Below are 15,193 nucleotides of genomic sequence, written 5' to 3' on the forward strand. Positions count from 1 at the left end.
ATTTTAAAATAATAGTAGGAATTATGTTTTAATGGTAAACTTAATTAATTTCGTTCTGCGTTTTGGTGTATAAACTTAGCTAATATTTTAATACATATATTTTACCTTATATCATGAAGATAGGCCAATCTAGATTTGCAGATGGCAATTGGGAAATGATTTCTGAAACTCCAGATTTTTTGCCCGAAAAGGCTGACTTAGTGTTGGCCTTTGGCGATCGCAAATTGCTGGAAGCTGTAAAACCTTATGAGTATCTGCGTCTGCTCTATCCCAAAGCGCAAATTATTATCAATTCTACATCAGGAGAAATAATTTCCGATAAAGTTCATGATAATACGGTAGTCGTCACTGCCATCGAATTAGAAAAAACAACCGTTCGAACGGTTCAGATCGATATTGCTGATCATAAAGAAAGTTATCGGGCAGGTGAGCAAATCGCCCAATCGCTGGATGACGGTGATTTAGCGGCTATTATCCTTATTTCCGATGGCGGAGTCGTTAATGGAAGTGATTTGATTGAGGCCTGCAACCGGAGTCTAAACCGGCCTGTACCCGTAATTGGTGGCCTTGCTGGCGATGGAGCTCGTTTTGAACGCACTCTGGTAGGGGCGAACCAGAACCCGGATTCCGGAAAAGTAGTAGGAATCGGCCTGTATGGTGCCGATTTGAAAGTAGGGCATGGGTCAATGGGTGGTTGGGATGTGTTTGGGCCCGAACGGGAAGTAACGAAGTCCTCATACAACGAACTATACCAGATAGACGACCGGATAGCCCTCGATTTATACAAGGATTATCTGGGGAAATATGCCGACGGCCTGCCCGGAACAGCGCTGCTTTTTCCGCTATCGATCCGGATAACCCCCGACTCTCAACCCCTCGTGCGGACAATTCTGTCGATTAACGAAAAAACAAAAAGCATGATTTTCGCTGGTGATATTCCGGAAGGATCTCGTGTTCGTTTTATGCGCGCCAATCTGGATCGCTTGATTGAAGCCTCTGCTACAGCGGCTCAGGCGTCTCTCCAACAATTGGGCAAAAGCCCCGAACTGGCCTTGCTGATCAGTTGTGTTGGCCGGAAACTGGTTCTGGGACAGCGTACTGAAGAGGAAGTAGAAGTGGCCCGTGATATTTTTGGCCATCAACCTGTTATGACAGGGTTTTATTCCTACGGCGAAATAGCACCGGCAGGACCGGCTACTCCGGGTGAATTACACAACCAGACCATGACCATAACGATTCTATCCGAACAATAAGCTATGGAGGTGAATTCGCTGCACAAGATATTAAAGCGCCAGATTAACAGGCACTTAACGCCAGATTGCTTAGAGCATGACCGTTTTCAGCAATTTATTCAGGCTGTCAATGAGTCGTATCTTAATTTTGATCGGGACAAAGAATTACTCGAACATTCGGCATCACTGAATGAGCGGGAGTATACAGATATAAACGAGAAATTAAAAGAAGAGGTAAGTCAGCGTCGTCAGTCGGTTGACAAATTGATTGAGTCGATTCATTTGATCGAAGTTCCTGAAGGCGAGCCTATTGCTGATTTCGATACGAACAATCTGGTTGGTCTGGTTGGGTTTCTGCAACGCCAGATCGAATACCGGAAAACGATTGAAGACGAGTTGCGGAGCGCAAAAGAAGTTGCCGAAAATGCCACGCAGGCCAAGTCGGATTTCCTGTCGATGATGAGCCACGAAATTCGGACACCTCTCAATGGAATTGTTGGCATGACCTACCTGATGATGCAGGAAGAAGTGCCGCCTGCATTGACCGAGAATCTTAAAACGCTCCAGTTTTCAATTGAGCACTTACAGGCACTGATCAACGATATTCTGGATTTTAGTAAAATTGAAGCCGGAAAAGTTGAGCTGGAAGAAGTAAACTTCGATCTTAAACACCTGGTTTCGAATATTAAACGGGCTCAGCAGGCCAAAGCCCAGGAAAATGGCAATCGAATTCGATTAATGATCGACGACGATATTCCTGATACGCTCATTGGTGATTCACTGCGGATCGGGCAGGTATTAACGAACCTCGTATCCAATGCTATCAAGTTTACGCATAAAGGTACGATTACAATCGAACTGTCGCTGGAGCACCGAACCGAAGAACATGCTTCGATCTATGTTTCCGTTCAGGATACGGGTATTGGCATTGCTCCGGATAAACAGGAGGCAATCTTTACGATGTTTACGCAGGCCAACTCGGCTACAACCCGCAAGTTTGGCGGAACGGGGCTGGGGCTGGTCATCACTAAAAAACTACTGGAGCTTCACGGTAGCCCCATTCATATCGAGAGCGAAGAAGGAAAGGGAGCAACGTTTTCGTTTACCCTGAATTTGCCAATTAGTCAGAGTGCGGCTCCGTTGGTATCAACACCCGATGCCGTTGACAATAAAACGCTGAGGGGATTAAAGATTTTATTGGTTGAAGATTATCCCGTCAATGTGAAGGTTGCCCTTAAGTTCCTGACTATGTGGGGTATTGAGGTTGATACCGCCGAGAATGGACTACTCGCCGTTAATAAATGCCATGATAATCGCTTTGATCTGGTATTGATGGATTTGCAGATGCCAGTTATGGACGGTTATACCGCAGCCCAGGAAATCAGGAAAATAAACGGCGAGTTACCAATCATTGCGCTGACCGCATCGGCTACGTTTAGTAATAAAGACCGGGCTGTAGAAGTCGGTATGGTCGATTATGTGACGAAACCGTTTAATCCAAAGGATTTGTTTTCTAAAATTGCCAAATACAGCCAGCGCCAGATTAGTGTATAGATATTGAAGCTGCCTGACTTAACACGTAGCCGTAAATAAACCTCAATTGTTTCCCAAGACCAGAAAGCCGACTTTGGAGAAAATAGCTCTCCAGTCGGCTTTCTGGTATGAGGATATATGGTCAATCGTTAGAATTTACCGGTCGTATTTTTCCATCGAGAGGGGCCAGCCTGCTTGGTGGGTCAGCGTATATACCTTACCGTTACTAAGAATTTGATGTTATTCCAGTTTTGTGGGGTAGTTTCTCCATCAGGAATGCCATCAACAGAGCAGATACTTTATTGCATGTCGCTGATATTGTCATTGGCTCAGTATATGACTTTTCGCCTGTCAGTTTCGGAGAAAAATCTTATATACATCTCATTATCAATAATTTAAGCTGGTTGTCCGGATTGGTAATCGATGCGTAAGAGTAAGTATTATAGAAATTCTTTGTGATCGAAAATTATAAAAATGGATATAAGTTTATATACTATTATTATTTGGCATGAAATTAGCGTCAGGCAATAATGTCTCCTTTTATTAACTTTGGAACGTATGGGCTATTGCTTAGCGATCACTTCATGGATTTATAAAAATGGCCATTTAATGTATGCTAAATACTTGTATTTCATTGTTTTATAAAATATGGGGCTACCTGTTTATGGGATTGTACCTCGTGCTGTTACTTGGAAATCAAAGAGCGGTTGGGCAGTGTACCTATTTGTCAAATACTGATTTTGAGGATACACAGATAGCAGGCTCAACGTTTCAGATATTTAACCAAAGCACTGGAATCATATCGCCCTGGAAAACAACAGCTTCTGATGGTGCACAGGAAGTGCGACGTAGTGGTTTCAATGGTATTCCTTCTTATGCAGGAAACCAGTTTATTGAATTAAACGCAAATATTGCTGCTACTACCTATCAAAACTTTACGGCACCCGGTGGCACTACGTTTACGTTAAATTTCGCTCACCGCGGACGGAATGGAACTGATGTGATGAATGTGTCAATCGGTTCGCCAAGTCCAACGAGCATCGCCAGCGGAACTGCGTTAACGGGAACAACCTACCTTAATCTGGGTAATTTCTCCGACGGAAATACGGCATGGGGTTATTATACGGTATCGTTTACGTTGCCAACTGGTGTAGCAGGTGATGCGTTTTCAATCCGCTTCACGTCTGTATCTGCAACCGGAGGAAACACATCGTTCGGTAACTTTCTGGATGCAATATCCATCGCTGATTTAGCGCCTGCACTGTCGGGTAGCCGGTCGGTAACGCTTACCTGTCCAACAACTACAACGAACCTGAACAGCTTTACAGCAACGAACCAGCCAGGTGGTACAATACGAACCTGGCATACGGGTGCTGTAGCAACTAACGCTAATAAAATTGCCGACGTTACAGCTGTTGGACCAGGCACTTATTATGCAGCGTTCTACAATTCTATAAAACTTTGCTATGGAGGAACAACAGCCGTAACGGTTAACGGACCGACAGGGGTGCCAACTGCCCCGACAGTTGTTCTAACACAACCCGTTTGCCTATTGCCAACAGGAACCATTACAGTTGCAGCTCCTCTGGGTGCCAACCTTACCTATAGCATTGATGGAACCAACTACGTTTCACTGCCGATATTTGCAGGATTAGCTTCGGGTACATATGCTGTAAGGGTCAGAAATGGCACAAGTAGCCTTTGCACGTCAAGCTCAACCTCCGCTACGATCAATGCTCCGCTGCTATCACCGGCGGCTCCTACAGCCAGTGTAACCGTTCAACCAAGTTGCACGCTGGCCACCGGTACTATTACCATTACTGCTCCCACCGGCTTAGGGCTGACCTACAGCCTGGACGGATCGACCTATACCAATACTACGGGGGGCTTTACCGGCTTAAGTCCAGGCATTTATTCAGAGACGGTAAAGAATATCGCTGGTTGTATTTCACCGGCTACCTCTCTGACTGTCAACGCACAACCGCCTACCCCAACAGTAACGTTGAGCTCGGCTACGATATGTGCCGGTTCATCAACTACACTAACTGTTGGCGGTTGTGACGGAGGGATAATAAAGTGGGGATCAGGCGATAATACGATATCACTGCTTGTCACTCCGGTAGTAACAACAGTTTATTCGGCGACGTGTACTGCCGTGAGCGGATGTACCGCTACAAGCTCTACGACTATTACCGTACGGCCAACTCCTACTTATAACGAACAGCCAACCATCAATCCGGCCACATGCTTAGGTGCCGCAGCCAATAGTGATGCCCATATAACCCTGGTGAAATTAGAAAATACCGAACGGGCTGACATTGTGGCGGGTGGTACGTATACCGGAGGACCAACCTACATGGCTGCCAGTAATCAATTGGTATCTGGCGGAACAAGTAGCTTCAGTAATCTACCCAATCCTACTACTCATCAGCCCTATACGATCAGGTTGTTCGGCGCAGCGGGGACTTGCTTTATTGACGTTTTGGCCACACTCGATCCGGCTGATTGCCAGTGTTCGGGTACTGCCTGTCCTCAGGTATCTATGAACTATTGAAACGCATGAAAAGAGGAAAGAAAATTTTTAATTGAGCGTACGTTTGAAAGCTGGCTTTGGGTATTAAGTATTTATAAATGAGTGTATTAAATATCTTTTTTGCGAATGAAACATAATCTACATACTTATTCCTCGGCCCTAAGGGCGATGAGGTACTTCATAGTGATCGGCCTGGTATTTATTGGCCAGACGATCCGGGCATACGCGCCTGAAAAAGAACCAGCGCCTAAGGCATTAGGGATCGGTAATCTCGTTTTTCTGGATTTTAACCGAAACGGTATTCAGGATACCGGCGAACCTGGAGTTGCCAATGTTCGTGTCCGGTTGTATCAGCGGGGCATCGAACGAGCCCAGCTACTGACCGATTCCAATGGTCAATACGATTTTACCAGTGCCAATGTATCGACCGGATTATTGCCCAATACGGCCTACGAAGTACGAATACTACCGGGTGATTTTCCCACGGATCTAAAATTGACGAAGCCAGTTCAGGGCGGTAACCCGGAACGGGATAGTGATGCTCAGCTTATTGGCGGGCATGCTGTAATTTTCGTCACAACCAATAATGGCGATATACCCAACGATTCGTATGATATTGGCTTCGTTGCTGGTAATCCTGATTTATTAGTTAGTAAGCTGGCTGATAGCCAGCAGGTTGTGATGGGAGGAAGTGCTACTTTTACTATTCAGATCAGTAATACCGGAAGTGGAGCGGCTACGAATGTAGTACTAAGTGACACACTTGATGCGGGATTGGCGTATGTTTCGTCATCGCCTGCTGCAACAACGGTTGCCTTTGGGGAAACCCGGATTCTCACCTGGTACCTGGGTACACTCACACCGGGCGCTGTGTCTACTATAACGGTCACAACGACAGTACAGAAAGAAGGGGTGTTATACAATACCACCTATGCGACAACGACTGACACTGAAAATAGTCTGGCTAATAATGCGGGTAGTACCTGTGTTACAGTTCCAATCATGCTTTGTGCGGAAAGTCAGTATGTAGCTAATCTACCTGCTCAATATGTTGATGTTCAGTGGTATAAAGACGGAGGAACAACGCCTGTAGGAAGCGGAAACAGTTTTACCATTGTCGCTGCCGGAAATTACACATTTACATCGACTGATGGTGCCGGTTGTACGGCCAATGGCTGCTGTCCGATTATTGTAGAAGAAGGGATGGTACCATCGCTTACCATTACGCCCGATAGTCCAGTTATTTGTGCCGGACAAAGTACAAGCTTAGCCGTATCCGGCTGCAGTGCTGGTTCATTACTTTGGAGTGAGAATGCTGCGAGTGCGACTACAGCAACTGTTGTCGTAGCACCTGCAACCACGACTGTATACTCGGTAACCTGTACACCAACAGCGTATGGTTCATGCCCCGGCGTGACCTCAACTACAGTGACGGTCAGTCCATCGGTGACGGCTACGCTAAGCAGTGCAACGATTTGTAATGGCACATCGGCCACGTTGATAGCTACCGGTGGTAGTAGTTACGCCTTCAGTGATGGCACTGCCAATTCGACGGGTGTTCTGGTGGTTTCTCCGACCGTAAACGATTCAAGGTTGTATTCGGTGACGGTGACCTCTGGATAAGGTTGTTCGGCGGTGGCCAGTGGTACAGTAACGGTCAACCCATCAGCAACGGCCACTATAACGGCAAGTAGTGCTTCGGTTTGCCAGGGCGAAAGCATTACGCTTACTGCCAGCGGAGGCAATAGTTATATATGGTCAACTGGTGAAACGACGGCAATTATTTCGGTGACGGCAACGGCTGCTTATTCTGTAACCGCCATCAGCGCGCAGGGTTGTACAGGTGTCGACAGTACGACCATTACGATAAATCAGGCGCCCCAACTAACAATTAATTCCGTAACCGTATGTGCCGGGAATACAACGGCATTAACAGTTGGCGGTTGTATTGGGGGATCATTAGCGTGGGACACTGGTGATACTACAGCCTCTCTTACAATAGCCCCATTAGTAACAACCGCTTATTCGGCAACATGCACACTACCAACTGGTTGTACGTCTAGTGTGTCGACAACGGTCACTGTGAATGAGGCTCCCACCTATACTATGGCTCCAGTGGTTATTCCCGCTACGTGTTTAGGGGCGGTCGTCAACAATGATGCACATATCGACCTGACATCGATTCAGAATACAGAGCGGGTTGATATTTCAGCAGGGAGCACTTATACAGGTCCTGCTTACGGTGCTGGTAGTAACAAACCTGTTAGTGGCGGAGTCGTTAGCTTTATTAATTTGCCTAACCCATCGGGTCCTCAGGCTTATACAATTCGACTCTATACGGCGGGTGGTTCCTGCTTCTCGGATGTAACCGTGTTGCTGAACTCAGCTGATTGTCAGTGCTCAATCAAGTGTGCGCCTATAGTGATTACCAAAATCAGGTAAACTGAATTAGCAAAATCCCCCCCGGCTGTTGCTGCAACAGTCGGGGGGGACTATGTCTAACTAGCAGAATTTTAGGCTACTGCGTGCTACGCTTTTGTGCGAAAGGCTTATAGAAATATAGCTCCATCCTTGAGTGGTTTGTCCAGAGCATTCATCCTGTCTGCTAGTACTGATGTTCGGTAACGCTTAACAAACCAGAAAATGAAATAGAGCTCGGTTCTAGGCGAATAAGTCGGCGTTAGCCTATTTTGACCGGGCTATTTACGGACGTCTAATTAACGGAATTTGCAAATTGTCTGGCCTGTTCTCAAGTTTGTCGAAGCCACGCCCATCTACGTGTTTGGCACCCCAAAACAACATGCCATTCAGTACGTAAATCAAGTCGTATTCGGCGTAGGTTTGTCCCTCCACAAGGCCAAAAGGAGCAAATGCTTTTCCCATAACGCTCTGCAAACTATTAACTTCCCATTTGTTGAAACCCTGGCTGGCAACCTGGTTCATAGCATCAGCAAACCCCTGATGCAGGGGCGTAACTTCGTAGCCCTCGTCGGCAATAAAATCTACTTTTTGGGCACCTGCGGCAATCGGATGCTCACCTAGCCAGGCAATATGGCCTTTAATGACAATTTTTACCAGCGGCACCTTACCATAAGGATCGGCTGAATTAATCACGTCCAGCTCAAATTTGTCGCCTGCCGAGTACGTAAAGGCCCGTGTCAGATAGAAGGGCTTCATGCGTCCATCGGCATTTTTGCTAATGCTTGGGCGCAACTCGGAAGCGATGCTTACCCAATTGCCCACAATCGATTCTTTAATCTGCTCTACTGTCATTGTTTTACATTTTTGCTGTTGCCGAGACATTCGTCGTTATTCCCAAGGCCAGCAATAAGGTGGTGGCGTTACGAACTTAGATGCCTTTTTTGAGAGGATGCAAAGTTGTTATCTTTGTCTATTAAGTACCAGTAGTCAATTTTAAACATCATAGTACATTATTTTAGACTAATGGCAAATACGAGAAAAAATAAGGATTTCAATCCTAATAATTGCCCGGTAACGCACTGCTTAAATAGAATTGGCGGGAAGTGGAAGATTATGATAATCTATGCGATCAGTAAAAAATGCAACCGCTTTAGTATGCTACAGCGGGCCATGCCTGACATTAGCAAGCAAATGCTGGTCAATCAACTGAGAGAACTGGAAGAGGATAAAATTATTGAGCGAATTATTTATGCCGAAATCCCACCGCGGGTAGAATATAAGATCACTGAATACGGCCAATCACTGATGCCCGTTATTTATGTGATGCAGGAGTGGGGTTTGAACGATTTGAAAAAATCAGTGAAGAGAAATACAGGGTATTGATTTATATTACTTTATCTAAAAAAGAAACATAGTAAATGCGCCCGAAACACAATCGGCATCGGGTCGATGTACTTACTGCTCAATAATGAACTTGGTTGGCTTTAGGGACCATACTTGGTTGGCTGAGGGTTATTTACCCAGCCACTCTTTAAATTCCGTCATTCGATCACCACTGACAAACACTTCGTGTTTTGATTTCGGACTAAGGTCAAGCTTGAGTTTGCCAGCCGAAAATGTATGAATCGTCTGAATTGCAGGCAGTGACACCAGAAACTGGCGACTGATCCGGAAAAACTGGCGTGGGTTGAGGACCTGGGTGAGCCTGTCCAGGCTATAATCAACAGGAAGGTTCAGGCCATCTTTGGTGACCAGAAATACGATTTTCTCTTCGAGATAAAAATAAGCAATGTCGGATGTGCTAATACTTCGGATTTTATTCCCAACCGTAATCATAAACCGATCTTTATAATCGGTATGCTTCGATTTGCCAATTAAATTGAGCAGCGTATCCATATCCGGAGCGGGGGGACTGGCCTGACCAAACTGTTTTTTCAGCGCCTTGAATTTCTCGATGGCGGCTACCAATTCGTCGTAATTGATTGGCTTGAGCAGATAATCGATACTGTTTACCTTGAAAGCCTGAATCATGTATTCGTCGTAGGCGGTCGTGAAAATGACCGGCGTGGTCAGATCCGCCTGCTCAAAAATCCGAAAACCAAGATCATCTTCCAGGTGAATGTCCATAAACACCAGGTCAATGGCGGCCCGGTCAGATTGCTCCAGCCATACCACAGTTTCGGCTACCGATGGTAGTCGGGTCAATACATTGATCGTCGGATCGTATTTGTGAAGAAGACTTTCCAGCCGTTTAGCCGTCAGGTTTTCGTCTTCAATGATAACAACGTTCATTTCTTGATGAATAAGTAATAAGCAACGTAGTGAATAAATAGCCAGCCATAAATCGTATTGGCTAAATTTCTAATTCACTAACCGCTAGGTTAAAAGTGGAATCTTCACAATGAAAGTACCTTCATTCTCGCCAACCCAAACAGGCTGCTCGGTGAGTAGCGCATATCGGGTAATGATATTCTGCAAACCTACACCAGTTGAGGTTTCAGATTGTGGGCGGGGTTGAAGATTATTTTGAATAAGCAGGCAATCGCCTTCAAGCTGAATATGTACGTGTAGTGGCTCCCTGGTGGACATACGGTTGTGCTTCACTGCGTTTTCAACCAGCAATTGTAGGGTTAGTGGGGCAATACTATAACGGGTCTGATCGGATTCGGGCACGTTAATAACAACGTCGAACTTGTTTTCAAAGCGAATATTCAGTAAAAACCGATAAGCCTGAATGAACTCCAGTTCGGTTTTGAGAAGCACTCGTTCGTTGTCTTTTTGCTCCAGAATATAGCGATACGCTCTTGACAACTGATCGATGAATTTTTCGGACAATTCGGCATCAGCGTGAACTAAAGACGATAAAATACTTAGGCTATTGAACAGAAAGTGTGGGTTGACCTGACTTTTAAGAGCCGCGAACTGTGCCTGAATATTCTCTTTTTCCAGCCGTTCGGCCCGGACCTGCACATCCTCCAGCCGACTGTAGGCCCTACGGTTTGCTGCCAGGTAAAATGCTGATAACATGGCCATTACGGTCATGCCGTTGTTGACTCGCCGGCGTTGGTCGCTTCGTTTACGGCGTTCTTCCGATACGGCCGGGGTAGGTTGGGTGCGCTGAGGGCGAGCTTCCTGTTCGCGAATGATCCCAAAACCACGCTGTAACGTATCGTCGACACTATGCCAGAGCATGTAAAAACCAAAGTTAAAAACAACGGCCAGTGCACTGGCAATGGCCAGTGTTGCCAATTGAGTCGGTATTCTGAATTCAATCAGAAAACCTTCTCCGAAACGGTTAAAGAGCCATTTTTGCAGCCACTCCGTTACGTTGATCCACGCATAGAAGAATAGAACGCTCATTATGGTTTCCAATATCCAGAATGGAATATTGCGTAGAATGAGAGCCCAGCTAAACGTCGATACATTGATATACAGTCGAATAGGCCAATAAATGACAAATACGCTAATTGCGAGTTGCCATTTTTGTCGATTCGTCAGACGGTAGGTCATGGTGGATTCAGTCATTATACAAAGCTAATGATAGGTATTCCCCGACAAAAAAGAAACCGGCGGAATGCCAGTTTCAGGAATCTGAATGACGCCATTCAGTTTATGAGCGGAAGGCAACTAATTTATGGGCAGGCTGGGATTCAATGACGAATGATTTGACGACCGTGTCATTGCCAACCGAAATGGCCAGTTCATAAGTGCCTTCATTGAGTTGAGCAATGTCGAATTTTTGATAAAGCCCATTCTGGAGCCCTACTTTATCCGTATAGATTATATGCCCATTTTCGTCACGCATGGTAATCGTTGCTGTTGTTTCCTCGCGACCGACAATAAGTTTAAGCTTTTGGTCAGTTGTAATGCTCACGCTTGTTTCGGGGGCATTGCCAGGTTGTGTTTGGGCGAATGATACAGTTCCAGCCAGGAGGCCTAGTATCAGGATGAATACATTTTTCATTTTTTTGCTGTTTCGTTTGAACAATGCAAAGGTGTAACACCCAGCTTTTTGCTGAAACTAAACCTATCGGAGTGCCGGTATTTTGTGTACGAGTCTGGTTTTCAGTGCGCTGAATGCCGTCGGGGTGAGTTCTATAGAACCTGGTTATTATTGGAAGATTATTATTTATTGGTGATGGCTGGAAAAATCAAAGCCCGATGGGACTCTTCCAGGTCAAACACTTACTTTTACCGCAAAACACTTTTGTTCATGAATCGTCTAATTCTGGGAGTAATATTGTTGTTGATCGGTTGCGGTCCTTCATCGAAAAAAAATGAAACAACCCAGGCTGGCACACTCGCCCCAACCTTCAAGCTGCCCTATCAACTGACAGCTCCCGATGAGAACTATACAATGCCCAAAAAACTGGAAGAAATATCGGGGCTAACCTATTACAAGGATGACCAGTTGCTCTGTGTACAGGATGAAGAAGCGGTTGTATACGTCTATGATACCAAAAAGAAGGATGTCGTAAAGGATTTTGGCTTTGGCGGTTATGGTGATTTCGAAGGCATTGAATACGTAAACGGAGAGATCTACGTCCTGGAAAGCAACGGGAATCTATTTCGGTTTAAACCCGAATCGACTCAGATTGGTCGTACTAAAACCGATCTACCCAAAAAGACGGAAGTTGAAGGGCTGGGGTATGATCCGAAAACGAAACGGTTGCTGATTGCGGTTAAAAATGGCGGCCCTTCGAGCGATAAAACCGTTTATTCCTTCGATTTGCTGAATAAGGCCGTTTTTAAAGACATGAGCTTGAATGATGATCAACTCAATGGAGCCGGAATTGATCCCAAAACCTACAAGCCTTCAGGAATAGCCGTGCACCCGATTACGGGTGAATGGTACATTCTGACATCGGCGGGTAAACGCCTGATCATTACCAGTCGGCAGGCTAAAATTATTTACTCCGAGCCTCTTGACCCTAAACAATTCCGCCAGCCCGAAGGCATCTGCTTCGCGCCCAACGGCGACCTGTTTATTGCCAGTGAAGGCGACGGAAAGAAAGGCTATATTCTGAAGTTCAATTATAAAAAGTAATCACAACAGTGGGTTGGCAAAGGATACGAAGACCGCGCCAGCCTTCTGTTGGCTATCCTTATAACGAGCCTCTTCGAATAAGTTTAAAGGGATTTTTTACCTTTTCAGGACGATGGTCAAGCATGAGTTGGGCGGCTGTTCGACCCATCTGCTCGTGATCGGTTGAAACGACAGTGATACCATCGGCCAGGACTTCTTTGAGGGGCGTTTCGTTAAATGACAGAATGCCAACATCGCGGCCTAGCATGAGATTCTGGCGTTTTGCCTGCCGGACTAGCTCAGCAAGATCGCTGTCTTCCAGTACGATATAAGCAGTTTCAGGCTCAATGATATGATTGACCGTAGTGGCTAAAATCGCAAAATCCTTACGATGATGCACGGCATAATTTCTGAATCCCCGGACAATCTCGGGTGGGTAGCGCACATCTTTGGGGAATACCAATAAGAGCTTCCGGTATTTTTCGAGCAGGTCGGCACCCGATTCCAGCGCTTCGTATAAATCCCGGTCAAACTGCTGAAAGACTGCGATGTGATTGCCTTTCAGATCGGGCAAGTCCTTGTCTAATAACACCAGCTTATCGGATGGAATTTCAGCCAGTAACGTCTGCACATTGGCTGGCTGGGTGGATGCTGTAGCAGCCTGCTCGTAGAAATGGGGCATCACAACATAATAATTGTACTCCCCCTGGCTCTCCCGGATCAACTGGGCAAACTGGGCAGCATCGTGGTGGTGTAATCGTAAATCAACCACAGCACCAGCCCCTAATTCGTCGAGCAGGGCGTAATAAATAATTTTCTTATAGGCGCTGAGCTTATTCATGATCAGCAGCACCCGTAACTGATCGGGGCCTTCACGCCGGATAAAATACCCTTTTCCCCGAACGGCCTGAATTACACCCTCTTTTTTTAGAACCTTATACGCTTTTTCGACAGTATCCCGCGCCAGATAGAACTCCTCGCTCAGTTCGTTAATGGACGGTAATTGTTCATCGCGATGTAAGGCTCCCGTTTCAATCCCGTGCAGGACAGCATCAACAATCTGCCGATATTTGGGAATGCTGGAGCGTTCATTAATGGTCAATTGCATAAAGCAAAAACGGGATTTTGGCCGTAAAGTAGGTGATTTTTAAGTAATAAAACCTATTTGTCAGAAAAGCTATTCGGTTACTGGTGGCAATTAAGATGATCGGATAAATAGATAACACACGATAAACAATAGAAGTCTACAAGTTACTTTATAATCGATTAACTGAGTAGTTTCGCTTAAACGCTGTGCCACGAATGGCAAGGCTATTAAACAAACTGCTGTAACGTAGCAAAAACGTCTGTACTTTCATTGGATTAACATAAACCGACCTCTCGCATTAACGACTTGCCAATGCCAACCCGCCGTTCACTGCTCAAAACCACCGTACTCGCCCCGTTTCTTTCCGTAACGGATGTTCAACCAACCACGATCAAACCGGCGCGACTTAAACCGGGCGATACCGTCGGGCTGATTTGTCCGGCAGCACCCGCCTACAGTCGCGAGACGGTACAAATAACCATCGAATCGTTGCAGGCATTGGGGTTGCAGACCAAAGTTTCGTCTCATTTTTATGACCGATACGGTTATCTGGCTGGTCGGGATGCCGACCGGGCGGCCGACCTTAATGCCATGTTTGCCGACCCATCGGTGAAAATGATTATGGCCATGCATGGTGGTTGGGGATGCGCCCGCCTGTTGCCACTGATCGATTATGAGCTAATCCGGCAGAATCCCAAAATTCTGATCGGCTATAGTGACATTACGGCTCTTTTATTGGCGATATACACGAAAACGGGACTGGCTACCATGCATGGCCCTGTTGGTGCAGTTACGTGGAATGCGTTCACCGTTGATTGGTTGCGGCAGGTACTCATGGATGGGCAAGTAGTCACTTTTCAGAATCCGACAAAAAAGGATGATAACCTGACCCAGACTAAAGACCGCATCATGACACTTCGTTCAGGAATCGCTCAGGGGCAACTCGTCGGCGGAAACCTGACCGTGTTATCACATCTGATCGGGTCAGCGTATATACCCGACTGGAAAGGTAAAATTCTGTTTGTAGAAGATACGCACGAAGATATTTACAGTATAGACCGGATGCTAACTCACTTAAAACTGGCCGGTGTTTTGTCGCAGCTTGCGGGATTTGTCTTTGGCAAGTGTTCTTCCTGCGAGCCGGGTAGTGGCGGCTATGGTTCACTGACGTTTGAAGACGTGTTGACCGATCATATTATTCCGTTGAATGTACCTGCTTTTTCCGGGTCGATGATTGGCCATATCACCGATAAGTTTACGGTGCCCCTCGGCATCAATGCAGAAATAGATGCTGCTAAAGGTACCATTCGATTATTGGAGCGCGCAGTTATATAAAGCCAATCGTGCTTAATTTTAGTTTA

13 protein-coding genes are annotated in these 15,193 nt (G+C 45.9%); 8 read left to right on the forward strand and 5 right to left on the reverse strand.

The window, feature by feature from the left end:
• Positions 1-155 precede the first annotated feature (155 nt).
• The 5 genes from GJR95_RS40435 to GJR95_RS40455 all read left to right on the forward strand — a co-directional run bounded on the left by GJR95_RS40435 (position 156) and on the right by GJR95_RS40455 (position 7,740).
• Positions 156-1,253 carry an FIST signal transduction protein gene (locus GJR95_RS40435; RefSeq protein ID WP_232541016.1) on the forward strand — a complete coding sequence of 366 codons (1,098 nt, stop codon included), beginning with the start codon at positions 156-158 and terminating at the stop codon, positions 1,251-1,253.
• 3 nt (positions 1,254-1,256) lie between these two features.
• Positions 1,257-2,786, forward strand: a complete 1,530-nt coding sequence (locus GJR95_RS40440) for an ATP-binding protein (RefSeq protein WP_162391288.1) — start codon at positions 1,257-1,259, stop codon at positions 2,784-2,786.
• Positions 2,787-3,378: 592 nt separating this feature from the next.
• The gene (locus GJR95_RS40445) at positions 3,379-5,319 is read left to right on the forward strand and encodes a hypothetical protein (protein ID WP_162391289.1); all 1,941 of its coding nucleotides are present in this window, start codon (positions 3,379-3,381) and stop codon (positions 5,317-5,319) included.
• Between the two features lie 147 nt (positions 5,320-5,466).
• Positions 5,467-6,921 (forward strand): SdrD B-like domain-containing protein, encoded by a 1,455-nt coding sequence (locus GJR95_RS40450; RefSeq protein ID WP_162391290.1) that lies wholly within the window; start codon positions 5,467-5,469, stop codon positions 6,919-6,921.
• 12 nt (positions 6,922-6,933) lie between these two features.
• Positions 6,934-7,740, forward strand: coding sequence for a hypothetical protein (locus GJR95_RS40455; protein ID WP_162391291.1), 807 nt, complete (start codon positions 6,934-6,936; stop codon positions 7,738-7,740).
• Between the two features lie 261 nt (positions 7,741-8,001).
• Here GJR95_RS40455 and GJR95_RS40460 read toward each other — a convergent pair whose 3' ends face one another.
• Entirely contained in the window at positions 8,002-8,571 is a 570-nt protein-coding gene (locus tag GJR95_RS40460) for a hypothetical protein (protein ID WP_162391292.1), read from the reverse strand.
• Between the two features lie 171 nt (positions 8,572-8,742).
• On the opposite strand from GJR95_RS40460, the gene GJR95_RS40465 reads away from it, so the two are divergent.
• Positions 8,743-9,102: a winged helix-turn-helix transcriptional regulator gene (locus GJR95_RS40465; RefSeq protein ID WP_162391293.1), complete on the forward strand. Its 360-nt coding sequence runs from the start codon at positions 8,743-8,745 to the stop codon at positions 9,100-9,102.
• A gap of 129 nt (positions 9,103-9,231) precedes the next feature.
• Here GJR95_RS40465 and GJR95_RS40470 read toward each other — a convergent pair whose 3' ends face one another.
• From GJR95_RS40470 to GJR95_RS40480, 3 genes are all read right to left on the reverse strand, one after another.
• Complete coding sequence (locus tag GJR95_RS40470; protein ID WP_162391294.1) at positions 9,232-10,011, reverse strand: LytR/AlgR family response regulator transcription factor; 780 nt, start codon at positions 10,009-10,011, stop codon at positions 9,232-9,234.
• Positions 10,012-10,095: 84 nt separating this feature from the next.
• Complete coding sequence (locus GJR95_RS40475) at positions 10,096-11,229, reverse strand: sensor histidine kinase (protein WP_162392041.1); 1,134 nt, start codon at positions 11,227-11,229, stop codon at positions 10,096-10,098.
• A 100-nt stretch (positions 11,230-11,329) separates the two neighbouring features.
• Complete coding sequence (locus GJR95_RS40480) at positions 11,330-11,683, reverse strand: DUF3244 domain-containing protein (protein ID WP_162391295.1); 354 nt, start codon at positions 11,681-11,683, stop codon at positions 11,330-11,332.
• Between the two features lie 249 nt (positions 11,684-11,932).
• On the opposite strand from GJR95_RS40480, the gene GJR95_RS40485 reads away from it, so the two are divergent.
• On the forward strand, positions 11,933-12,766 hold the full coding sequence (locus GJR95_RS40485) for an SdiA-regulated domain-containing protein (RefSeq protein WP_162391296.1): 834 nt from the start codon (positions 11,933-11,935) through the stop codon (positions 12,764-12,766).
• 58 nt (positions 12,767-12,824) lie between these two features.
• On the opposite strand, the gene GJR95_RS40490 is transcribed toward GJR95_RS40485, so the two are convergent.
• The gene (locus tag GJR95_RS40490; protein WP_162391297.1) at positions 12,825-13,853 is read right to left on the reverse strand and encodes a GntR family transcriptional regulator; all 1,029 of its coding nucleotides are present in this window, start codon (positions 13,851-13,853) and stop codon (positions 12,825-12,827) included.
• A gap of 291 nt (positions 13,854-14,144) precedes the next feature.
• Here GJR95_RS40490 and GJR95_RS40495 point away from each other — a divergent pair, with 291 nt between their 5' ends.
• Entirely contained in the window at positions 14,145-15,167 is a 1,023-nt protein-coding gene (locus GJR95_RS40495; RefSeq protein WP_162391298.1) for a S66 peptidase family protein, read from the forward strand.
• Positions 15,168-15,193: the final 26 nt, after the last annotated feature.

This window comes from Spirosoma endbachense (assembly GCF_010233585.1).
GTDB classification, from domain to species: domain Bacteria; phylum Bacteroidota; class Bacteroidia; order Cytophagales; family Spirosomataceae; genus Spirosoma; species Spirosoma endbachense.